22 protein-coding genes are annotated in these 22610 nt (G+C 31.9%); 12 read left to right on the top strand and 10 right to left on the bottom strand.

The features are described from left to right. Positions 1-24 precede the first annotated feature (24 nt). The 7 genes from FT986_RS04345 (at position 25) to FT986_RS04315 (ending at position 9982) form a co-directional block, all read left to right on the top strand. Positions 25-1224 carry a glutamate-5-semialdehyde dehydrogenase gene (locus tag FT986_RS04345; protein WP_147864024.1) on the top strand — a complete coding sequence of 400 codons (1200 nt, stop codon included), beginning with the start codon at positions 25-27 and terminating at the stop codon, positions 1222-1224. A gap of 94 nt (positions 1225-1318) precedes the next feature. Beyond that, positions 1319-2026: a hypothetical protein gene (locus FT986_RS04340; RefSeq protein ID WP_147864023.1), complete on the top strand. Its 708-nt coding sequence runs from the start codon at positions 1319-1321 to the stop codon at positions 2024-2026. A gap of 10 nt (positions 2027-2036) precedes the next feature. Beyond that, the gene (locus FT986_RS04335; protein ID WP_147864022.1) at positions 2037-4826 is read left to right on the top strand and encodes a TonB-dependent receptor; all 2790 of its coding nucleotides are present in this window, start codon (positions 2037-2039) and stop codon (positions 4824-4826) included. Beyond that, complete coding sequence (locus tag FT986_RS04330) at positions 4826-6064, top strand: DUF4249 domain-containing protein (RefSeq protein ID WP_147864021.1); 1239 nt, start codon at positions 4826-4828, stop codon at positions 6062-6064. Before FT986_RS04335 ends, FT986_RS04330 begins: the two co-directional genes overlap by 1 nt. Then, complete coding sequence (locus FT986_RS04325; RefSeq protein WP_187248574.1) at positions 6057-7289, top strand: DUF4249 domain-containing protein; 1233 nt, start codon at positions 6057-6059, stop codon at positions 7287-7289. The genes FT986_RS04330 and FT986_RS04325 overlap by 8 nt, the downstream gene beginning before the upstream one ends. Further along, positions 7282-8985: a hypothetical protein gene (locus FT986_RS04320; protein ID WP_147864019.1), complete on the top strand. Its 1704-nt coding sequence runs from the start codon at positions 7282-7284 to the stop codon at positions 8983-8985. Before FT986_RS04325 ends, FT986_RS04320 begins: the two co-directional genes overlap by 8 nt. Before the next feature lie 133 nt (positions 8986-9118). Continuing rightward, a complete protein-coding gene (locus tag FT986_RS04315; RefSeq protein ID WP_111541700.1) occupies positions 9119-9982 on the top strand; it encodes an RNA polymerase sigma factor RpoD/SigA in 864 nt (287 codons plus the stop codon). Positions 9983-10070: 88 nt separating this feature from the next. On the opposite strand, the gene FT986_RS04310 is transcribed toward FT986_RS04315, so the two are convergent. Then, positions 10071-11075, bottom strand: coding sequence for a lipoate--protein ligase (locus FT986_RS04310; RefSeq protein WP_147864018.1), 1005 nt, complete (start codon positions 11073-11075; stop codon positions 10071-10073). A gap of 142 nt (positions 11076-11217) precedes the next feature. Here FT986_RS04310 and rpe point away from each other — a divergent pair, with 142 nt between their 5' ends. Genes rpe through FT986_RS04295 form a run of 3 tightly spaced genes read left to right on the top strand, consistent with a single transcriptional unit; the run spans position 11218 to position 13615 of the window. Then, the gene (gene rpe / locus FT986_RS04305) at positions 11218-11883 is read left to right on the top strand and encodes a ribulose-phosphate 3-epimerase (RefSeq protein WP_147864017.1); all 666 of its coding nucleotides are present in this window, start codon (positions 11218-11220) and stop codon (positions 11881-11883) included. A 1-nt stretch (position 11884) separates the two neighbouring features. Further along, a complete protein-coding gene (locus FT986_RS04300; RefSeq protein WP_147864016.1) occupies positions 11885-12856 on the top strand; it encodes a YpdA family putative bacillithiol disulfide reductase in 972 nt (323 codons plus the stop codon). Between the two features lie 30 nt (positions 12857-12886). Next, a complete protein-coding gene (locus FT986_RS04295; RefSeq protein ID WP_147864015.1) occupies positions 12887-13615 on the top strand; it encodes an NYN domain-containing protein in 729 nt (242 codons plus the stop codon). A gap of 105 nt (positions 13616-13720) precedes the next feature. Here the strand turns inward: FT986_RS04295 and FT986_RS04290 are convergent, their stop codons facing one another. Further along, on the bottom strand, positions 13721-14575 hold the full coding sequence (locus FT986_RS04290) for a zinc-dependent peptidase (protein ID WP_255505901.1): 855 nt from the start codon (positions 14573-14575) through the stop codon (positions 13721-13723). A 177-nt stretch (positions 14576-14752) separates the two neighbouring features. On the opposite strand from FT986_RS04290, the gene FT986_RS04285 reads away from it, so the two are divergent. Next, positions 14753-15793, top strand: coding sequence for an NAD(P)/FAD-dependent oxidoreductase (locus FT986_RS04285; RefSeq protein WP_147864014.1), 1041 nt, complete (start codon positions 14753-14755; stop codon positions 15791-15793). Positions 15794-15797: 4 nt separating this feature from the next. Here the strand turns inward: FT986_RS04285 and FT986_RS04280 are convergent, their stop codons facing one another. The 8 genes from FT986_RS04280 to FT986_RS04245 all read right to left on the bottom strand — a co-directional run bounded on the left by FT986_RS04280 (position 15798) and on the right by FT986_RS04245 (position 21666). Next, the gene (locus tag FT986_RS04280; RefSeq protein ID WP_147864013.1) at positions 15798-16211 is read right to left on the bottom strand and encodes a DoxX family protein; all 414 of its coding nucleotides are present in this window, start codon (positions 16209-16211) and stop codon (positions 15798-15800) included. 34 nt (positions 16212-16245) lie between these two features. Next, entirely contained in the window at positions 16246-16689 is a 444-nt protein-coding gene (locus FT986_RS04275; RefSeq protein ID WP_147864012.1) for a hypothetical protein, read from the bottom strand. Between the two features lie 80 nt (positions 16690-16769). Beyond that, positions 16770-17693 carry an SdrD B-like domain-containing protein gene (locus FT986_RS04270; RefSeq protein ID WP_147864011.1) on the bottom strand — a complete coding sequence of 308 codons (924 nt, stop codon included), beginning with the start codon at positions 17691-17693 and terminating at the stop codon, positions 16770-16772. 40 nt (positions 17694-17733) lie between these two features. Then, entirely contained in the window at positions 17734-19086 is a 1353-nt protein-coding gene (locus FT986_RS04265) for a S9 family peptidase (protein ID WP_147864010.1), read from the bottom strand. Between the two features lie 5 nt (positions 19087-19091). Further along, positions 19092-19670 carry a hypothetical protein gene (locus FT986_RS04260; protein ID WP_147864009.1) on the bottom strand — a complete coding sequence of 193 codons (579 nt, stop codon included), beginning with the start codon at positions 19668-19670 and terminating at the stop codon, positions 19092-19094. After that, on the bottom strand, positions 19660-19935 hold the full coding sequence (locus FT986_RS04255; RefSeq protein WP_147864008.1) for a DUF2089 family protein: 276 nt from the start codon (positions 19933-19935) through the stop codon (positions 19660-19662). Before FT986_RS04255 ends, FT986_RS04260 begins: the two co-directional genes overlap by 11 nt. A gap of 72 nt (positions 19936-20007) precedes the next feature. Next, on the bottom strand, positions 20008-20700 hold the full coding sequence (locus FT986_RS04250) for a nitroreductase family protein (protein WP_147864007.1): 693 nt from the start codon (positions 20698-20700) through the stop codon (positions 20008-20010). A gap of 15 nt (positions 20701-20715) precedes the next feature. After that, positions 20716-21666, bottom strand: a complete 951-nt coding sequence (locus FT986_RS04245; protein ID WP_147864006.1) for an endonuclease/exonuclease/phosphatase family protein — start codon at positions 21664-21666, stop codon at positions 20716-20718. Between the two features lie 194 nt (positions 21667-21860). On the opposite strand from FT986_RS04245, the gene FT986_RS04240 reads away from it, so the two are divergent. Next, positions 21861-22496, top strand: coding sequence for a hypothetical protein (locus FT986_RS04240; RefSeq protein ID WP_147864005.1), 636 nt, complete (start codon positions 21861-21863; stop codon positions 22494-22496). Positions 22497-22610 lie beyond the last annotated feature (114 nt).

Here is a 22610-nt window from a genome sequence, read left to right as displayed (position 1 = left end):
GAAATTTATAACAAAACATAAAGAATGGAACTTTTAAATTCAGACAAAAAAAATAATGTACTTCAATCGATGATGAATATTATCGATGCAAAAAGAAAAGATATCATTGCCGAAAATAAGAAAGATCTTGAAGCGTTTAAAAGAGACGATCAAGCTCTTTACGACAGATTAGTAGTTAATGAAGCTAAGGTCGACGGAATGATCCAAGCCATTAAAGAAGTAAAAGATCAAGAAGATCCTGTTGGGCAAACCATTTCTAATCGCACACTAGATAGCGGATTGAATATCGTAAATAAAACAGCTCCTTTTGGCACCATCATGATTATTTACGAATCTAGACCAGATGTAACTATTGAGGCTGCCGTTTTAGCTTTTAAAGCCAATAACAAAATTTTACTGAAAGGTGGTAAAGAAGCTTATCACAGTAATGTTATTTTAGAAAAATGTTGGCACGAAGCATTAGCTGAAAATGACTTAGACAAATCTTGGATTCGCTTGATGCATATTAACAGAGAAGAAACCCAAGAATTTCTTAGAAATCCTACCGAGCAATTAGATTTAATTGTTCCCCGTGGTGGAGAACGCTTAATTGGCTTCGTTAAAGAACACGCTAAATGTGCCGTTCTTATTAGTGGTCGAGGGAACAACTTTTTATATGTTTCTAAAAACGCCGATTGGGAAAAAACAATCAAAGTTATTGTAAATGCAAAAACCGATAAAATTTCAGGTTGTAATGCATTAGATAAAGTACTTATCGATAAGAATATTTCTAATTACGAGTCTAAAGTAAAAGAATTAGCATCAGTTTTAGAAGATAAAAATGTTGAGATCATTGTAGATAATGGAATTAAAAGTATTCTCAGCAACAAAGAAGAAATTTCTGGTAAAGACGTATGGCATGAAGAATTCTTAGCATTAAAGATTCTTATTGCAGAAGTAGATGGGCTAGACCAAGTTATTGAAATGATCAATGATTACTCAGGTGGTCATTCTGCTTCCATTATGACTTCAGATAACGCTGAGGCGGAAAAATTTATGGAACAAGTTGATAGTGCTGCAGTGTATCACAATGCCTCAACTCGTTTTACCGATGGAGGTCAAATGGGTGTTGGAGCAGAGTTAGCTATTAGCACCGACAAACTTCACCATAGAGGCCCTTTAGGCTTAAAACAGTTAGTTACAAACAAATATTATGTCTTTGGTGATGGTCACGTAAGGGTATAAAACCCTCTTTTAAGATTATTTTGTAATAAGGTAAGTTTTTATTCAAAACTTACCTTATTTTTTTTAAATTCGTTAAACATTTGAAAAAAACACAATGATCTTATTTAAAAATTATTACGTAGTAATTCTACTTCTTTTATTTACCTCCCACTGTTTTTCTCAAGATTCAAATGATTATTATACTACTTATGATTCCATTGTAAATAAAGTAAATCTTCCAGTTTATAACGGTATTCTATATCAAGATTTAGATTATCACGCTAAAGATAGTTCTCACCCCTATTTTAATGAAAATAAATATGCAGAGGGTAGTGTTTACCACATTAACCAATGGTATAATGATTTAGAAATAAAATATGATTTATTAAGACAGGTACTCGTTTTAAGCCCTCCATCATCTATTAAAAATATTGGAATCGAATTAAATCAAGAGAATATCAAAGCTTTTTATATAGGATCTATAAAATTTGTAAACCTATCAAACAAGTTTGATTCTGCTAAAGAAAAAGGTTACTACAGGCAAGACAAGATCTCTAATCAAATTGATCTCTTCACACATATATCAAAAACAAGTAAAGAATTTATTGCTTCAAGAAATGTAGAATTAAAGTTTTATACTTCTTATAACTTTATTCTTAAAAAAGGGGGGCAATACTACACCCTTAACGATAAAGATGATCTCTTAACAGCTCTCCCTCATAAAAAAGATCAAATAGACAAATTATACAAAAATAGATCTAAAGCTTCACATAAGAACGATTTGGAGTTCAACCTCTTTCTCTTAAAAAGTTTAAACCTTTAAATGATTTTTAATGCCTAAATTTTTAATTACCTCTCTCTTTTTTTTAATTATATTTTCAAAAGGAGAAGCTCAAACTATAGATCAGATAAGCTTCAATAATGAAACAATTGAAAGCGCCATTTTAAAGTTAGAATTAAAAACTCAAAAGAAAGCTTACTTTGATTCTGAGTGGCTGAAGGGAATCTACGCTCCCAATAAAAGCTATCAAGAAAAAACATTGACTTATATCTTAGACGATCTTTTATCTGACAATAATATTAATTATTTAGTTTATAATAACCAAATAATTCTATCAAAGAACAATTATATCTACAGCGTATTACCTGATAATTTTTACCCTAAAAGAAATAAAAGTTCTGATTCCATTACTTCAAATATCTCTGTTGCAGAAATAAACCCTGTATTCTATAAAAATTTTGAAAATATAAATTCTGATGACGAAATTGAGGAAAAAATTTCTTTTATAGGCAAACAAAAGGAGGTTAATGCTATTAAAACTTATACGATATCAGGAAAAATTACAGATAGAAAAACTGGTTTCCCGCTATCTTATTTAAATATAAAAACACTTAAAAATGACATTAGCACTATAACCAATGAAAATGGAGAATACTCACTTAAATTACCAATAGGTGAAAATACTGTGTTGGTATCGTCTATTGGTTATTTACCACAAAAAAGAAAAATAATTGTTTACAGTAATGGATCATTAAATTTTTCGTTAACTGAAAGCATTAGCCAGTTAGATGAGGTTATAATTAGCTCTAAAAACAGAGAAGTGATTAGAACAGCTATTACAGGAGTTACCACTATAGACGCTAAGGAGATTAAAAATATACCAATGGTTTTAGGTGAAAGAGATGTTTTAAAAGTAGCTGTAATTATGCCAGGTGTAAAAACGGCTGGTGAGGGCTCCGCCGGTTTCAATGTACGAGGAGGAAAAACAGATCAGAATTTAATCTTACTAGACGGTGGATTAATATACAATCCATTTCATTTTTTTGGTTTTTTTAGTGCCGTAAACCCTTACACCATTAGTAAGGTTGATATTTATAAGGGAAGTATTCCTTCTGAATTTGGAGGTAGACTCTCCTCTGTTTTTGATATTCAAACCAAAGATGGAGATAAAAGCAAATTTAGTGGTGAAGCAGGAATTGGTCCAGTAACCTCTAACGTAATGGTTAACATTCCTATTGTAGAGAATAAATCAAGCTTAATTGTAGGTGGTAGAGCTACATACTCTGACTGGATTTTAAAAAGTCTAGATGATGAAGATTTAAAAGATAGTCAAGCTTCTTTCTTTGATGGATTAATTAAATACAATCACATTCTCAATGAGAATAATAATATTGAAGCTACAGCTTATTACAGTAAAGATAAATTTAACTTAACTTCCGATTCTTTATACAGTTATAGCAATAGACTGGCTTCTATTAAATGGAACCATACATTTAGTGATAAACATAGATCTACATTTTTATTAACAAATACAAAATATAATTTTGATATTGATTATGAAAATAACGATGAACCTAGAGAAAATTTTGATTTTGGGTTTGAGATCAATGAAACTCTGGCAAAACTAAAATTTAACTATGCACTAAATAAAAAACATCATCTTACCTATGGAGTATCCTCAAAACTTTACAATACAAAACCTGGATTTTTTAATCCAACTGACTCTAACACCTTACTAGAAAGAAAAGTTATAGATGAGGAAAAGGCCCTTGAATCTGGTATTTTCATCGCAGATGAATTTAAGTTTAACGATAAACTCCTTATAAATGTAGGCGTCAGGTTGTCAAACTTCGTAAATTTAGGAAGTGGCACAGAACTAGTTTATGACAAGAATCTTCCTAAAAGTAATGAGTCCGTTATAGACACTCTCCAATATGGCAACAATGAAGTTATTGAAAGCTTCTATGGTATTGAACCTAGGGTCTCTCTTCGCTATTTTTTAACAGAAGATTTTTCTATCAAAGCTAGCTACGATAGAAACAAACAATACATTCATTTGCTATCTACCAACACAACACAATCTCCGACCGATACTTGGAAAATTTCAGATACCAATATTGAACCACAAACAGCAGATCAATACTCTATTGGGCTTTACAATAATCTAAAGATTAAAGGAGAAATATTTGAAGCAACACTAGAAGGATATTATAAAAACCTTGATAATATGTTGGATTACAAAGTGGGAGCTGAATTAATTCTTAATCAAAATTTGGAAACTGAAGTTATTCAAGGTAAAGGAAAAGCTTATGGTATAGAATTCTTATTAAAAAAACCTAACGGAAGATTAAATGGCTGGATTGGTTACACTTACTCTCGAACATTTTTAAAATTAGACGGAGAGTTTGACGAAGAAATTGTTAATGGTGGAAATTATTTCCCTGCTAATTTTGACAAGCCACATGACTTTAGCCTTGTTTTAAATTATAAATTAACTAAGAGATATAGTTTTTCGGCAAACTTTATATACCAAACTGGAAGACCAATAACTTACCCTGTAGGAAACTATGATTATAATAATGCTAGCTACGTTTTGTATAGTGATAGAAATGAATTTAGAATACCAGATTACTACCGATTAGATTTAGGAGTTAATATTGAAGGAAATCATAAAATAAAGAAGCTAGCACATAGTTTTTGGAATATTTCGATATATAATGTTTTAGGTAGAAATAATCCATATTCCGTATATTTTGTTACAGATAATGGAGAGGTAAAAGCTTATAAAACATCTATATTTTCCATTCCTGTCCCAACTGTAACCTACAATTTTAAATTTTGATGATGTTACTCAAAAAACACATTATTTTTTTATTTCTGATTATGGGTCTATATGGTTGTACAGAAGAATTTATTCCTTCTACAGAAAATTTTGAAGACCTTTTAGTCGTAGAAACAACAATTACGGATGAGTTTAAATTTCAGAAAATTAAACTAACAAACACTTATACTTTTGAAGATACATTGACACGGCCTGTAACAAATGCTAAAGTATTTATTAAAGATGATTTAAATCAAGAATACTTATTCCAATATAAAGAACAAGACACGGCTTACCTTTCTATCGAAAAATTTAAGGTAGAGCCTAATAAAACTTATCAGTTACATATTGAAACTGCATCTGGTGAGAAATATGAATCTTCACAAGAAACTTTACCTCCAGTTAGTAATCTTGATCTTCAGCTCTCAACTCAAAATATTGATGAAGAATTTGGAGCGGCATATAAAGTTAGTAGCAAAAGCGTTACAAATGATGCTGTTTATTACCGTTACGAATATCAAGAAGCATATAAGGTTATAGCACCTTATTGGGGACCAAGAGAAGCTGTATATGTAAGAGAAGCTCCATTTACTCCTGCCTACTGTTATATTACGCATCAATTCAGACAAGAACAAAATAAAGTTTGTTATACTGTTAAAGACTCGAAAGAGATTATTGTAGCTACGACCTCTAATCAATCTGACAATAATTTGTCTGAGTTTTTAATAAAGTTTATTCCGCAAACAAGTTGGAGGGCTGCACATCGCTATGCATTGAAAGTTAATCAATATGTTATAGATTATGACACCTATAATTATTACAGAACATTGAGAAAAATATCTGGATTTGGTGAAAATGAGAATACACTCTCCCCTAATCAACCTGGATTTTTACAGGGTAATATTAAATCGACTACCAGCAATAAAAAAATATTAGGATATTTCGAAATGGCTTCCTATTCTTCAAAAAGGATATTTTTTAACTACGATGATTTATATCCTAATGAGCCCAAACCAGAATATTATATAGATTGTATTGTTGAAAGATTTAGGAATGATAATTTTCCTTGTGCCCATTATATCCATTTTCTTGATCCATACGCAAGGTTTAGTGCATTGGTAGAATCTGGCTTTGGATCTCTTTACGAATTACAATTGGGGCAGAACGGGAGACCCGATATCTATTTAATGGTAGAAACTCCATGCTCTAAATGTACATCAATATCCTCAAATGAAATCCCTGACTTTTGGTATGAATAAGATAAAAATTACATATAAGCTCTATTTTCTATTTACAATCTTTAGTTTTTGGGGTTGTACAGAAGAATTTATACCCTCTACTGAAAATTTTGAAGATCTTTTAGTGGTAGAAACAACCATTACAGATGAGTTTAAATTTCAGAAAATTAAACTAACAAACACTTATACTTTTAAAGATTCCCTTGCCCTACCGGTAACCAATGCCAAAATTCTTATTAAAGATAATTTTGATCAAGAATATTTATTTCAATACAAAGAAGAAGATACAGCTTACCTTTCTTTAGAGAAATTTAAGGCAGAACCAAATAACTCTTATCAATTATATATTGAAACCGCATCTGGTGAGAATTATGAATCTTTACCTGAAACTTTGCCCCCAGTTAGCAATTTAGAGGTCCAGCTTTCTAAAGAAAATATAGATGATAAGTTTGGTGCAAGCTTCAAGGTAAATTCTACTAACCCTATAAATGAAGTAATATATTACCGTTATGAATATCAAGAAGCTTACAAAGTAATAGCACCATATTGGGGACCAAACGAGGCTATATATGTGAGAGAGTCGCCTTTTACTACTAATTACTGTTATATTAGTTACCAACCAAGGCAAGAAGATGATAAAGTTTGTTATACTGTTAAAGACTCTAAAGAGATTATATTAGCTACGACCTCTAATCAATCTGAAAGTAATTTATCTGATTTTTTGATAAAATTCGTACCACAATCAAGTTGGAGATCTGCGCACCGTTATGCTTTAAATGTGAAGCAACATGTTATAAACTATGATACCTATAATTATTATAGAACATTAAAAAAAATATCTGGATCGGGCGAAAATGAAAACACACTTTCTCCTAATCAACCTGGTTTTTTACAGGGTAATATTAAATCGACTACCAGCGATAAAAAAATACTAGGATATTTCGAAATAGCTTCTTATTCTTCTGAAAGAATATTTTTTAACTACGACGATTTATATCCTAATGAGCCTAAACCAGAATATTATATAGACTGTAATGTGGAGGAAATAGTGAGCGGATACCCTTGTGGGACTCCTCCTCTGCCTGAAAACCTTGAAAGGTTAATGAGTCTTATTAGTTTTGGTAATAAATCCCTATTTAAAATTAAACAAGGTGACCCTTGGGATACATATTTTATGGTTGAAACTCCTTGCTCTAAATGTACATCGATATCGTCTAATGAAATCCCAGATTTTTGGTATGAATAAAATTGAAAAAAAAATATTAGTATTTGTATTTATAATTACCACGCCATTAATGGCTAAGGTAAATTTTATTCAAACTAATTATCAAGTTCCTCAAGAAGAAATTATTATTTCCACGAATTATAATACTATTTTGACTGGTGAAACCTTAAATATTAATTTATGGATAAAAAATAAAAAAAGCGGTAAACCTTCCTTGATTAGCAAAGTTGCTTATGTAGACCTTATTGATCATAAAGAAAATATTATTTCTCAAAATAAAATAGCAATTAGTAATAGCTCTGGAAGCTTAAAGTTATTTATTTCCGAAAATTTAACTTCAGGTAACTATAAGCTGATTGCCTATACCAAATCGATGCTTAAAGGGACAAATTTCCAATTACTCACTAAAGATCTTATTGTTTTAAATCCGTTCAAAAAATTACCCGGTAACATCCAAATTAAAGATTCTGTTCATTATAATTATTCCTCTGAAGTATCCACTAATCGGAAATTAAAAATCAATACGGATAAAAAAAATTATAAGAAAAGAGAGGCTGTTAAGTTGGAAATTATAAACCCTGAAAACTTAATAGTTAATAATGCGTTGATTAGTATTACTAGAGTTGACAGCTTAGATTTCATTAATATAAATGAACCCAGTTATCCATCTTTTCGCTTAAAAAATAATTCTACTATTGTCCCAGAAGTTAGAGGAGAAGCCATTTCTGGTAAATTAGAATATAAAGAAGAGAGCAATAACACCAGTCTATCTAATAAATTTGTAATTTTATCTATACCTCAAAACGATTACAAGTTATATCTATCTCAAACCAACACTAAAGGAGAGTTTAATTTTACCATTCCTGAAGATGGTTATGACAATGAGATATTTTTACAGGTCTTTGGAGAAAATAAAGATAAATTTAATATTACTCTTAATAATACTCAAATTGATTATAGTAATTTAAAATTTAAAGACTCTATAAAAGTCTCAAGAGAATTAATTAAAAATATTGAAGAAAGGTCTATTGCTTTACAAATTGAAAATGCATATTACCTTAATAAAAAGGATAGTTTAATGCTTGAAAGAAAAAAAACTGCATTTTATCATCCTTCCGAAAAAGTATATGTATTAGAAAACTATACTAGCTTCCCTACTCTTGAAGAGACAATTATTGAAATTATTCCAGAAATGTATGTCTCAAAGAAAAAGAATGTACGTTCTATCGTTTTAAGAGATTTTAAGAATGATTTTAATAAAGAAATTTATGACAAAACACTAGTTCTGGTTGACGGTCTTCCTTTACAAAACTTTGAAACGTTTTTTGAATATAACCCTAAGAATATCGATAGAATTGAATTAGTAAATAGAGGTTATATAATAGGTTCTAAAATTTTTAATGGGGTAGTCAATTTTATCACTAAAAATGAGAATTATTTCGAAAAGGTAAATGATAATTACATCCACAGGTTTCAAATTATAAGACCCCAAACACCCACTGAATCTTATAAACCCAATTACGATAACAACAAATTAAGTAGAATACCCGATTATAGAAATCAATTGCTGTGGATAGAAAATTTCAAGATTAATAGCTCGAGTGAAGAAGTTTCTTTTTTCGCATCAGATTTAGCTGGAAAATATAAAATTTCTATACAAGGAATAAGTGAAGAAGGCACACCTATATCCCATTCTGCTTATTTTGATATTCAGTAATCTACACCTTATTATCTTTTATTAGAGAAAGTTTATTTTACCTATTAAGAATATTTTTTAAGTTTTTTGTAACATTTTTTTGAAAGTACTCGTATAAGATTATATAACCCATATTTAATTTTAGGAAGATTACATGAGACAACTCAAAATCACCAAACAGGTTACTAATAGAGAAACCGCATCTTTAGACAAGTATTTACAAGAAATAGGTAAAGTAGATTTAATTACCGCCGAAGAAGAAGTAGAGTTAGCACAACGTATTAAAGCAGGAGACGACAGAGCTTTAGAGAAGTTGACTAATGCCAATTTAAGATTCGTTGTTTCTGTTGCAAAACAATATCAAAACCAGGGTTTAACACTTCCCGATTTAATTAATGAAGGAAATTTAGGACTTATAAAAGCTGCAAAAAGATTTGATGAAACTAGAGGCTTTAAGTTTATTTCTTATGCGGTATGGTGGATTCGTCAGTCTATTTTACAGGCATTAGCAGAACAGTCTAGAATTGTTAGACTACCTTTAAACAAAATTGGTTCGATTAATAAAATCAATAAGACATTTGCTTTCTTAGAGCAATCACATGAAAGACCTCCAAGTCCAGAAGAAATTGCAAAAGAGTTAGACATGACCATTAACGACGTTAAAGAATCTATGAAAAACTCTGGTCGTCATATATCTATGGATGCTCCTCTAATTGAGGGTGAGGATTCTAACTTATACGACGTCTTACGTTCTGGGGAGTCTCCAAATCCTGATAGAGAACTTTTACACGATTCACTTAAAACAGAAATTGAAAGGGCTTTAGAAACATTAACTCCACGTGAGGCAGATGTGGTTAGACTTTATTTTGGTTTAGGAAATCAAAGTCCGATGACTTTAGAGGAGATTGGAGAAACTTTTGACCTGACTAGAGAAAGAGTTAGACAAATAAAAGAAAAGGCTATAAGAAGATTAAAACACACTTCTAGAAGTAAAATTTTAAAAACATATTTAGGTTAATATTTTATTATATTTGCCTTCAACAAGCAGTATGATAACTGTTCGTTTTTTGATTGATGAATGAACCCCGGAGTGATGACCGGGGTTTTTATATTTCATCTAGCCCATAAAGTAAGTTAACAAATTCTTGTTTATCTACATTCCCAAAATACTCATGTACATCTACAGGTTCTAGTGCTTTTTTTATCTCTGCCAAGTCATAACGTTTTCCTGTCAAAATCCCTTCAATAGTCCCCACAGGTTCTTTCCCGAAGAAATCTCCGTAAAATTTTATACTTTCTATATATCCTTTTTCTACAAAGATTCGAATATCAATTTCCCCAATAGAAAAACGCTTTACTCTGTGAATATTAAATTTTGGAGATTTACCATAGTTCCAGTCCCATTGCCCATATTTCTCTTCCTTTAATCTTTTTACTCCTTCCCACTCTTCTGCAGTGAGATAATAACTCCTAAAGTGCTCTTGTTCATCGTAAATTTCTTCAATAATTTTTTCTCTAAACGATTGTATGTCCATTGGAATATGTAAAAATTCAGAAATATTAGCAACCCTACTTCTTACCGATTTATGACCTTTAGATTGGATTTTACTCATCTTTACATTTAGCGTATTTCCTACTTCTTCTAGGTTACAATCAAAAAGCAACGTCCCATGACTAAACATTCTTTTTACGCTAGAAAATTGAGCATTACCAGATATTTTTTTATCATTCACTAAAATGTCATTTCTCCCTTCAAGCTCAGCTTTTACCCCTAAATTATTCAAAGTATTAATTACAGGTCTGGTAAAATCTCTAAAATTGTTGAGTTTAGTATTGTCATAATCTGTTATGAAACTAAAGTTCAGATTTCCCAAATCGTGATACACTGCTCCTCCTCCAGAAATTCTTCTTACTACGTGAACCCCATTTTCGTCAATATAAGATTGGTTAATTTCCTCTAAGGTGTTTTGATTTCTACCAATAATAATTGAAGGTTCATTAATATAAAACAATAGATAATCTTCACCTCTATCAAAGTTTCTTAAAATATATTCCTCTAAGGCTAAGTTAAGATGAGGATCATTAACTCCTTCATTTTCAATAAAAATCATGGCTACACTAATATTTGTTAGTAAGGTAAGAAAAAGCATTTTCCTAAAAAAATAAAAGAAACTACTTTTTATGTTTTTAGAAAATTAAAAACCAGACTCATATTAAATCTTTATTTTTGCATTGCAACATAACAAAACTCCCATGAAAAATAATAGATTAATTGCCCCTTCTATTCTAGCAGCAGATTTCGCTAACTTACAGAGAGATATAGAGATGGTAAATTCAAGTAAAGCAGACTGGTTTCATATTGATATTATGGATGGTGTCTTTGTACCTAACATAAGTTTTGGAATGCCTGTTTTAGATGCTATCAATAAACACGCAAAAAAGACAATAGATGTACATTTAATGATTGTAGACCCCGATCGTTATATAAATACGTTTGCTGATCTAGGTGCTGATATCTTAACCGTTCACCACGAAGCTTGTACACATTTACATAGAACCTTACAAGCTATAAAAGCTGCAGGAATGAAAGCTGGTGTAGCCTTAAATCCCCATACTAACGTTTCACTTTTAGAGGATGTCATACAAGACATAGACCTAGTTTGTGTGATGAGTGTTAACCCTGGTTTTGGAGGACAAAGCTTTATTGAAAACACCTATAGAAAAGTTGGTCAGCTAAAAGAGTTGATACTCAATAAAAATGCTTCAACTTTAATTGAAATTGATGGAGGAGTAACCGATAAGAATGCTCACGAACTTGTTAAAGCTGGTGCAGATGTATTGGTGGCAGGAAGTTTTGTTTTTAAATCTAATGATCCTTCAAGTACCATCGAAGACCTAAAAAATTTAGCGAACAATTAATATGTCCCAACCCGTAGATGTGATAATTATTGGCGCAGGCCCTATTGGCATTGCCTGCGGTTTAGAAGCAAAAAAAAGAAACCTTAACTATCTTATTATCGAAAAAGGTCCCTTGGTAAATTCCCTTTACCACTACCCGACCAATATGACTTTTTTTTCTACTTCAGAAAAATTAGAAATAGATAAGATTCCTTTTATAAGCAACAGCCCTAAACCTACCAAAAGAGAAGCTTTGGAGTATTACAGGAGAATTGCGACTTCTAATAATCTTCATATCAATCTTTTTGAAAAGGTAGAAAAAGTTGAAAAACAAAACAATAACTATCAAATCACATCTTCAAAAAGCACCTATACATGCAAAAACATTATTGTAGCTACAGGTTTTTATGACATTCCAAATAAACTTAATATTGTAGGAGAAGAATTGACTAAAGTAAGCCATTACTATCACGACCCTCATTATTATTCTGGGCAAAATGTAGCTATCGTTGGCGCTAGTAATTCATCGGTAGATGCCGCGTTAGAAATTTTCCGTAAAGGCGGAAATGTAACTATGATCGTTAGGGGAAAAGAAATTGGTGACCGAGTAAAATATTGGGTGAGACCCGATATTGTTAATCGTATTAAAGAAGGTAGCATTAAGGCTTATTTTGAATCGGAGTTGAAAGAAATCCGTGAAAACGAAATTGATATTGCTACTGCATCTGGTAATCTTACGCTTAAGAATGATTTTGTTCTAGCTTTAACGGGTTACCAACCCAATTTTGCTTTTTTAAATTCTATGGGAATAACTTTAAGTGATAAAGAAAAAAAGATTCCTACCTATGATTCTCAGACTATGGAAACTAATCAAAAAGGAATCTACTTGGCTGGGGTGATTTGTGGTGGACTAGAAACACATAAATGGTTTATTGAAAACTCTAGAATTCATGCCAAAATGATTATGGAGAATATTGATATTAAACCTAATTAAACTAACTTTAAGAAAATAAAATATTGCTTTATGGAAATTAACCTTGCTGTTTTAATTGATGGAGATAACATTACTTCTGCCTATGTAAAAGAGATGATGGAAGAAATTGCCAAATACGGTAATCCTACCATTAAGCGTATTTATGGAGATTGGACACAACCACATTTGGCAAAATGGAAAAAAGTTCTCTTAGAAAACGCTATTAACCCCATCCAACAATATGGATATACGCAAGGAAAAAATGCAACAGACTCTGCTATGATTATCGATGCGATGGATATTCTTTACAGTGATAAAGTAGATGGTTTTTGCTTGGTGTCTAGCGATAGTGATTTTACTCGTTTAGCAACAAGGTTAAGAGAAGCTGGTAAAAATGTTATTGGGATTGGCGAAAAGAAAACTCCAGAACCCTTTATTGTGGCTTGTGATAAGTTTATATACATAGAAATTTTAAAGAATAAATCTAAGCAGGATAATATCTCTAAAGAGAAAAATACCAAGAACGATGTAGATAAAATTACTCCAAAAGTAATAGCATTGATCGCTTCTACCATTTCTGACGTGGCCGATGAAGACGGTTGGGCTTTTTTGGGAGACGTAGGTAGTTTATTACAAAAAAAACAACCTAATTTTGATAGTCGTAATTATGGATTTCAAAAGCTTACTCCTATGATTAACTCCATCAACCAATTTGAGATTGAATCTAGAGATAACCAAAAAGGTAGACTTAAGCTTATTTACGTCAAAAATATAGAATAAGATTTAGGGCGCTACCCAAATAAATTTGGGTCGGGCTATTCGCTATATCTTTTTCTGCTTTTAAAAAGCAAAAAAAGGATGCCGCTACTATCCCTAACTCAAAAACTAATACCCTGCAAAATTATAATTGAGCATCTCTTTTATTTTCTTATAAAATTCGGGGAAGTTTTGTTTAAAAAGCAATGGTGATTCTATAAAAGATTCAACTAATACTGCTAAAAACTCAAATCTATTGGTAAAAGCGTAATCTCTAAAATACCGTGAATCAACCAACTTATTTCTAAGATGATCTTGTTTGAGCAAATCTTCTAACTCTTTATTAGCATCTCTAAATATGACCGCACTTATATTTTTATGATTGTAAGTATTAAGGTGAATCACGTGCATAAATTCGTGAATTGCCAAGTTTAAATTATCATTTGCCGATTCATAACCTTGTAGAAAGTCTTTCCAAGAAAAAACTAAAGCTTTCAACTGCGGATTAAATTCTCCTTTATGGTGTACTTCATTGATGGTAGAATAATAAATATCTGGATAAATAATTATTTTACTTAAACGTTTAAGTAAAAAATTACGCATTCCAAAAGTGAGCATTACTGCTGTAGCACCAATATATATTTTAACCTCATCGGTAACTTCAAACTCATCTCGACCTTCAAAACTTTTATGAGCTATAAAGGTGACCAACCTGTGTTGAAAAAAGGATTGTTGTCTCCTATTTAACCGATTGTAAAACGGAAACCTTTGTTTTATAAATTCTTGGTGCTGTGGAGAGATTTTTTTTAACCTAAAGTAAAAATGAGTGTAAAGCGGTTTTTTATAAAAATAGCTATAGATGTATTCTATCAACGTAATAGATTTTACAACTATAATAACTATTAAGGAGATTAAGAGTATTCCCAATACTATCACAACAAACACAAAACTAAATTCTTCCTCGCTCAATCGATTTTTTTTCATAAAGCTACTAAAACTTTTCTTAAAAAATCAAATAAATAAATCGCTAGAAATAAGATTTAAAAACGAATTTATGTTGGTGATAAAAAATCAAATTTTAGATGTTTTTTGAAAAGATTAAAACATCCTTAAACTTGTTTATAAAACCTAAATATTGTATTATACCCAAAACAAAATAAGATGCTAGATTTTATAGTAGTTGGAGCTGCACAAGCCGGTTTATCTATATCATATTACCTACAGAAACTTGGTAAAAACTTTATCATTGTAGATAAAGAAGATGAAGTCGGAGCTTCTTGGCTTAATCGGTGGGATTCTCTCACGCTCTTTACGCCTACAGAATTTAACCATTTGCCAGGATTAAAATTTCCTGCCCCTAAAGGACATTATCCTAATAAATATGAAGTCGCAGATTATTTTAAACTTTACGCTAAAGAGTTTAATCTACCTATAAAATTAAACACCTTTATCGAAAAAATTGAAAAAAAAGAAGGTCGGTTTATCATTACGCATAAACATGGAAGCTACGAAGCTAAAAATGTAGTGATTGCAACAGGACCATTCCACATACCTTATACGCCACCTTGTTCTGAAGACATTACAGATGATATTTTCCAAATACACAGTAATTATTACAAAAATCCTTCTCAATTAAATCCTGGACCTACAATGGTTGTAGGTGCTGGCGATAGTGGTTTCCAGATCCTTGATGAGGTTTCTTCCGATAAGGAAAGAAAAACCTATTACTCGGGTGAAACTAATATTGCTACTTTACCTCAAGAAATTTTAGGAAAAACTTTATGGTGGTGGTTTACCAAAACAGGATTTTTAAGTTTTAGTAAAAACTCATTTATAGGAAAAAAGATAAATCACTCCAGGCAACCGGTGATTGGCACCGATGTAAAAGAGATTTTAAATAGAAATAATGTAATCCCTGTAGGCAGAACTAATGATGCTCACCAAGAACAAATAGAAACTGAGAAGGAAACGATTAATGATATTAAAAATATCGTTTGGGCAACGGGCTACCGACCTAATTTTTCTTGGATAAAAGGTTTAGAATTAACCCCAGAAGGTTATCCTAATCATAAAAGAGGTATTAGTTCTATGAAAGGACTTTATTTTATAGGCTTGCCGTGGCTACATACTCGAGGCTCTGCTACGCTTGGTGGAATTAAAAAAGATGCCAAATACTTGAAAAAATATATAACTAAAAATTAATTTCTTACTTTCTCGTGAAAATATAATCTAGAGAATATTTTCCACTACCTGTATAAAAAAGCACTAAGTAGCAAATTAAGTACAATAGACCTAGTTCTTGTGCTTGAAAACCGTCTGTCGCGTGCACGACAAGAATTGCTACCGCCATCGTAATTATTAATGGAATAACAGCTAAACGTGTTCCCAGCCCCAGAATAATAAGAACCGAACAAATCACTTCGGCAAATACTGCTAAAGCTAAACTTGCCGTATCTCCAATCATAAGCGGATTGGCAAATACTATTTCTTCTCCACTAAAAAGTTGTAATAATTTAGGAATACCGTGTACTAGCATCATTCCCCCAATCGCTAACCTAAAAAGCAATAAAGCAAAGTCTGTTTTGGGCAGATTGAGATTTGTAAAGTAAGAACCTTTCATATCAAAATATTTTTAAGTGGAGAAGATACAATAATTACTTTTCTCCTAAAACCTTTTTAGCTTTAGCTACACTTTCAAAAACATCATCACGCATTTCTTTAGCTGATGAAATTTCTGGCTGAAGTCTTTCATTTTCTTCTGCCCATTGCTCATTATTAAAGTCTCTAGCTTTATGAACATCTGGATAGTTTTCTGAAAAGTCTTTCATCCAAGCCATCATATGATCATGTGCTTGCTCTAAACGCTCTTTAGCCATCACTAATTCTTCTTCAGGTGGATTAGAATCCGAATCTGATGCAATTTGCACTTCTAATTTTGCTATTAAGTCGGCTATCTCACCCATTTTAGGCATAGCTTCATCGTGATAGTCAAACACCTCCTTAAGAGTTTCATTATACTCTTTCTCTGCTTGAGAGGTTTCATTTTGACAACTAACTAATACTGCAAATACAGAAAATAATACGATAATTTTTTTCATCTCAAGTTTTTAATTAAAAAAGAAAATCACGGTTTAAAACTATGATTTTCTTTTCGTTTATAACTCATAAAATAACCTTTTTATTCCTTAATTAATCGAATCGTTTTTTCTCTCTGCTCTAATTTAATAAAGTAACTTCCTTTTGTTAGTGAACTTATATCTACATTTTGATTGGCCACCACATTAGTTTCTAAAACCACCTTTCCTAAAGCATCAATTATTTGAATTTCGCCAGAGTAATTTTTAAAATAAAAAGTTTCTCTTACTGGATTAGGATAAAAGTTTATGGAAGTCTGGCTAATACTTTCTACTAATAAACTTTCATAAAAACCGTCATTATTACTATTTATAGTATTTCCTGCAGTTATCATATCTACGCTAGGATTAGTCCCTGTAGTTTGTGTGGGTGATGAAAAGGGAAAATCAGGATCTGTTACATCTATTAAAGAAGTTACATTTCCTTCAGGAACTACTATTTCCCAATTTCCAATAGCGTCTGTAGAAATGGTTGTGGTTTGATTAAAAGCATCGGTTATTTGAACATCAACATCAGGAATTCCTACATCAGAACCATCTTTAACTCCGTTGTTATTTAAATCATTAAACAAGTTTCCTTGTAGAATTCCTGAAGGAAAAAAACCAAGATCTGTTGTGCCCGAGATAACTGCTGAATTAACAAATTGAATTAAACTTGGATTACTCCCTTCTGAAATGGTCATGTTTACGGGGTAATTAGGGTCGTTATCAACTGCATGTATGTAATATTCTCCCGTAGAAAGCTGAGTAGTACTATTCCAATCTCCATTAGCATTGGTGGTAAGTACATCTATTACAGTAAAAGTATCATCTTGAATGTTTATCGCTAGGTTAGCAACTCCATTTTCTGAAGTATCTCTTGTCCCATTCCCATTGGCATCTATATAAACATTACCACTAAGTTGAGAAAAACTAGACTGACTGATAAATAATATTCCTAAAATTAAAATAGTAGTTTTTAAAGTCACGTAGCAAAATTTAAAATTAACTCTACTAATTTAACATTTTTTATAGTTTATCTAAACTAAGTATCCAATTTTTTATGATTTCTAACACTTCCGGAGACATTGTTTCTTCTATTTGAGCGTACTCATTAGGCATGCCTGTGACAGCTTTTTGAAATAGATGATTTAAGCCTTCCATTTCCTTAATCGTAACGTTTTTATTTCCGCCTTGAGCGAGATTATCTTTAATAGCCGTTAAATTCTGGTGGGCATTTACTTGCATATCTTTACTACCATTTATCGCTAAAACCGGACAAGAAACTTGTTGTAATGTTTCTTTAGGGTCGTAAGTAATAAAAGAATAAAACCACCTGTCACTAACACTTTCAATTTGTTGGGTTATCTCTATGTTAGACATCGATTTTGATTGGCCATATTTTAGAAATTCTTTATTTATTTGACTTTTATCTACGGTATTGACAATGTCATAAAAGCCTTTATTTAAGCTAATGATAGAATCTACAGTAGCCTTAGGCATACCCGATCTACTATAAATGTCTTTTTGTTGTTGCAGCAATACTTTATCTAAGCGCTCTCCTGGTCCAGCTAACGTGGTGATCCCAGCTATTGTTTTATCCTTAGATGCCACCAACGGAGCTACCATTCCGCCTTCGCTATGACCTAAAAGAATAATCTTGTTTTTATCAATGTCTTTTCTATTTTTTAAATAGCTAACAGCAGCTTTAGTGTCTTCGGCAAAATCGTAAATTGTAGAAGTATCAAACCTTCCTGTAGATGCTCCCACGCCGCGATCATCATATCTTAACACCGCAATTCCGTTTCGGGTTAAATAATCTGCTAACACCAAAAACGGTTGGTGGCCCATTAACTCTTCATTTCGGTTTTGAGGTCCGCTACCACTTATAAGAATCACTGTAGGGAAGTTTTTAAGGTTTTTAGGCTTTGTCAAAGTTCCTGCTAGAGTTACCGTATCATTCGTATTTTCAAAAGTCACTTTTTCTTCCATATACGGATAAGGTTTTGTGGGAGTCTGTGGTCGATTAAGCTTTGTTTCTTTTTGTGTTAACCTTAACGGAAGTTGTAACCCGCCTTGCTGAAAAGTTCCTTTAATCTCTTCATTATTCAATACTCCTGTAAACTTCATCATTAGATTAGGTGCAGAAATTTCTAAGGTATCGCGTGTAAAAGTTGTGTTTCCCATAGGAATACCTTTAGCTCCTTGGTCGGGACTATCCATCGTACTCTTAAAGTTCGCACCCTTTTCTTCTACGTGAAAAACAATACGAAGCTTTTGCCCTTGAACCTCTAAAGATCCATACCAGCTTCCTGTAACTTCTTGAGATTTTACCGAAAAGCAAATCAGTAAAAAAGTAAAGCTTAAAAGTAAATTTTTCATAAGATTTAGTAGTTAATTAATAATTTCGATAAAATTTCTGAAGCAATTATGGCTAGCACAAAAAGGAGCGTAAACTTAACGCCTTTTCCGTTTGAAGCTACCTTTATTCCTTTATATAAAAGTACTAGCTGCCATACAATTGCTAGAAGAGAAAGCCCCGAAAAAACAAGTAAAATTAAAAGTTGAGGTATAACAATTCCGCCAGACATTATTGCTGTAGGATCTTTTAAAATCTCCTCTGACATATTTACCATAAAGTCATTTACATTAAATAAGCTAAATGGGTAATACGGTATTCTTGCTATTAAGGAAACCGCCAAAACATCTACAATTCGTGTTCTTTTGTTTATCAATAAACTTAACGCTCCTAAACAAATGAGTAAACACAATATATTTATTAAATTATCGACAAAAGGATGCCACACCTCTATGTGCGCAACAAAATGTAAATCTAAAACTCCGTCAAAACGAGCATTAAACAGGTAAGCTAAACCCGAACCTACGCATAGAGCCACCAACCCTAGACTAAGCAAAAAACGCTCTTGGTAACGTTCAAACGGATTAAAAAACAGTTTATAATTCATTTTTAAGAAGATTTAATTTTTTAATCACTTCATCGAGCATATTTCTTACGGTAGGATAGCTTTTTTTTAATTGGGTTGCCATTTTTTTGAGGCTTCCGCCAGAAAGCACGAAATCTAAAATAAATTGCTGATCTTCTCTTGGTAAATTCATCATCACTGGTAAATCATAACTACCAGAAATTAGGGTTTCGCAGTTTTCACAAGAAAGCTGACTTACTTTTAGCGTTTCTGAACAACTAGGACAATGAACAGGTAGTTTTTTCATTTTACACAATTAATTTAAATAAAATTAAGTTATTATTTAATAATATTAAAATTAAATTTGACTTTATTTAATTTATAAATAAAAACCACTAACCTCTTCTATTTTTTTTCGATGAATATCGGGCACAAAAACTGGGTTTTGCGGGTATCCCACAGGAAGTAATAAATAAGGCCTCTCGTTAGCCGGACGTTTTAACACTTTACTTAAAAAATTCATAGGACTTGGCGTATGTGTAAGTGTTACCAACCCTGCTTTATGAATGGCTGTAATAAGCATTCCGCAGGCGATCCCAACCGATTCGTTTACATAATAATTATTTTGCTTCTCCCCTTTCTCATTGATATCGTAAGCTTTCTTCATCACGACAATAAGCCAGGGTGCTTTTTCTAAAAAGGGTTTATCTGCATCGGTAGCTAAAACTTCTAAATCTTCTTTCCATCGTTCACTCATCCTAGAAGTGTAATTTTCTCTTTCCTCTGCTTCTGCGGCAATTCTTATTTGTTGTTTTATGTTAGAATTAGAGACCGCACAAAATACCCAAGGTTGTTTATGAGCTCCAGAAGGAGCTGTAGAAGCCGTTTGTATAATATTTTCGATCACTTCTTTTTCTACAGGTTGGGTTGAAAATTCTCTAACCGACCTTCTGTGATTCATTTCCTTATAAAAATTTGCACTTCTTAAAATGCTCTCTTCTTGACTCACCGACTCTACATCGTATTTAATATGTCGATGTCCTTTTATACTCTTTTCCTTAGGTATTTTCATAAGTGAAATTTAAAATTATGGTAAACTGATTTCTAAATATATAGGTAAATGATCGGAGCCTATATTCTCACCTACTTCTCTTCTAAGCACGCTTACATCCTCACTTACCAAAGCATGGTCTAAAGTGGTTTGAAGAAGAAAAGCATTGGCCGGCCAAGACGGTAAAATACCAAATCCCTCCCGACTATCTTTTAAAGAAGCTTTCTCTTTAAAAAGTTGAAAATTCTTAGAGAAAGACGAGGTGTTGAGGTCTCCTATCACTGCCACGTTGTCGAAGTTTTCTCGAGATATAAAAGCTGCCAGGTGAGTTAAATGTTTATTTCTTACTTCAAATTGACGTTGACCTACTGGCGGAAAAGGATGTGTAGCAATTAACGAGAATGAATTTTTAGCTCCCTTAGTTTGTAATAGAATAGAAGGCAATTGTAATTCATTAAAATACACCGTTTGCATGCTTGCTGGCAATTTACTCCAAACACCTATACCAAAATTATCCTCTCTTAAAACTTTGTGTCGATAAGAGTAGGACTCTAAAGTTTCTACAAGTTGTTTATCCCAATAAGAATTGAATTCTGATAAAACTAAAATATCAGGATTTTTGTTTTCTATATGGTTGATTACAGCTGTAGCGTTTCTATTGGCGGAAAGTAAATTAATACTCATCATCGAAATAGGATATGCATCTTCTATTTTCGCTTCCGCGGAAGTATTAACATACAATGGTATAATTTGAGAGCAACTAAAGACAATTCCTACCCCCAGAAAGAATACCCACTTCCATTTCCTTCTAAAGACAAACGGGAGGATTAAAAAAGACAGTAATACCCCATACTGCACCTGAAAGTTAGAGAAAATATCTATCCACCAAATGTGGTAAATAAAATATGGAAGTACACTTAACCCGATGATTGTTATAGCTAATAACTGGATTAAGCTTTTTAATAATTGTCTTTCCTTCGCGCTCATAGTTTTTAAAAATAGATATTAAAAACAAAAAAGGTCTCGTTTACACAAGACTTTTTATAACACTCCAACCAAATGAATCAATAAAGGAATCATACATATAATAAAGTGACGATATCCTGAAATCTTTAGTTTAAAAGTTTATTTTTGAGTTGATATAAGGAGTTGTACACAATTAGAACAAAACCGACCGAAATTTGAATTGTACCGAAATAGATTGGAATTTAGTATTTGATATTTTAAAAAGCATATCAATAATTATTGCATCTGGAGTTGCTATTTACGGAATCAACTCTTGGAGAAGAGAAACTAAATGGAAACGCAAATATGAATTAGCCGAGGAAGCGTTATCTCTTTTTTATGAGGTTCAAGATGCAATAACTACAATAAGAAGTCCATTTGGTAATGTAAACGAAGGAAAAACTAGAGAACGCAACGAAAATGAAAGAGCTGAGGATACAAAAATCCTGGATAGAGCTTACGTCGTAATTGAAAGGTTTGAAAAAAATAAGGAACCTTTTTTCAAGTTAAGAGCCTTAAAATATAGATTCAAAACTATATTCGGTAAGGAATCGGAAAATTATTTTAATGATTTAGTAAAGCTTACAAATCGAATATTGACAGTTTCTGGTTTTCTTGGAAGGTATTGGAAAGACCAAGGAAAATGGAATTACACAGATGAACAAGAGAAAAAGAATTTGGAAAGAATAGAAGAATATGAATCAATCATTTGGGAAGGTTGGGGAGATAGAAAAGACGAAATAAAAGAGGAATTGGAAAGGATAATTGAAGGGATTGAAAGTGTATGTAATAATGTATTAAAGAATCAATAACTGTGTACAACAATGGTAACCGTTGCACAAGTCTATTATTTCTAATAAAACTATTTTTTTAAGCCGCTTTTAAGCGGTTTTTTTAGTTTTAGACCGTTGATAAACTTGATAAAT

This window comes from Mesonia sp. K4-1 (genome assembly GCF_008017825.1).
GTDB lineage: Bacteria > Bacteroidota > Bacteroidia > Flavobacteriales > Flavobacteriaceae > Mesonia.
The sequence above is the reverse complement of the archived record's forward strand: the minus strand, read 5'-3'. Positions and strand labels throughout refer to the sequence as shown.

Bases quoted from the DNA above. Each gene is read 5' to 3' on its own strand.
- FT986_RS04345 (WP_147864024.1), top strand. From the start codon at position 25: ATGGAACTTTTAAATTCAGACAAAAAAAATAATGTACTTCAATCGATG.
- FT986_RS04340 (WP_147864023.1), top strand. From the start codon at position 1,319: ATGATCTTATTTAAAAATTATTACGTAGTAATTCTACTTCTTTTATTT.
- FT986_RS04335 (WP_147864022.1), top strand. From the start codon at position 2,037: ATGCCTAAATTTTTAATTACCTCTCTCTTTTTTTTAATTATATTTTCA.
- FT986_RS04330 (WP_147864021.1), top strand. From the start codon at position 4,826: ATGATGTTACTCAAAAAACACATTATTTTTTTATTTCTGATTATGGGT.
- FT986_RS04325 (WP_187248574.1), top strand. From the start codon at position 6,057: ATGAATAAGATAAAAATTACATATAAGCTCTATTTTCTATTTACAATC.
- FT986_RS04320 (WP_147864019.1), top strand. From the start codon at position 7,282: ATGAATAAAATTGAAAAAAAAATATTAGTATTTGTATTTATAATTACC.
- FT986_RS04315 (WP_111541700.1), top strand. From the start codon at position 9,119: ATGAGACAACTCAAAATCACCAAACAGGTTACTAATAGAGAAACCGCA.
- FT986_RS04310 (WP_147864018.1), bottom strand. From the start codon at position 11,075: ATGATTTTTATTGAAAATGAAGGAGTTAATGATCCTCATCTTAACTTA.
- rpe (WP_147864017.1), top strand. From the start codon at position 11,218: ATGAAAAATAATAGATTAATTGCCCCTTCTATTCTAGCAGCAGATTTC.
- FT986_RS04300 (WP_147864016.1), top strand. From the start codon at position 11,885: ATGTCCCAACCCGTAGATGTGATAATTATTGGCGCAGGCCCTATTGGC.
- FT986_RS04295 (WP_147864015.1), top strand. From the start codon at position 12,887: ATGGAAATTAACCTTGCTGTTTTAATTGATGGAGATAACATTACTTCT.
- FT986_RS04290 (WP_255505901.1), bottom strand. From the start codon at position 14,575: ATGAAAAAAAATCGATTGAGCGAGGAAGAATTTAGTTTTGTGTTTGTT.
- FT986_RS04285 (WP_147864014.1), top strand. From the start codon at position 14,753: ATGCTAGATTTTATAGTAGTTGGAGCTGCACAAGCCGGTTTATCTATA.
- FT986_RS04280 (WP_147864013.1), bottom strand. From the start codon at position 16,211: ATGAAAGGTTCTTACTTTACAAATCTCAATCTGCCCAAAACAGACTTT.
- FT986_RS04275 (WP_147864012.1), bottom strand. From the start codon at position 16,689: ATGAAAAAAATTATCGTATTATTTTCTGTATTTGCAGTATTAGTTAGT.
- FT986_RS04265 (WP_147864010.1), bottom strand. From the start codon at position 19,086: ATGAAAAATTTACTTTTAAGCTTTACTTTTTTACTGATTTGCTTTTCG.
- FT986_RS04260 (WP_147864009.1), bottom strand. From the start codon at position 19,670: ATGAATTATAAACTGTTTTTTAATCCGTTTGAACGTTACCAAGAGCGT.
- FT986_RS04255 (WP_147864008.1), bottom strand. From the start codon at position 19,935: ATGAAAAAACTACCTGTTCATTGTCCTAGTTGTTCAGAAACGCTAAAA.
- FT986_RS04250 (WP_147864007.1), bottom strand. From the start codon at position 20,700: ATGAAAATACCTAAGGAAAAGAGTATAAAAGGACATCGACATATTAAA.
- FT986_RS04245 (WP_147864006.1), bottom strand. From the start codon at position 21,666: ATGAGCGCGAAGGAAAGACAATTATTAAAAAGCTTAATCCAGTTATTA.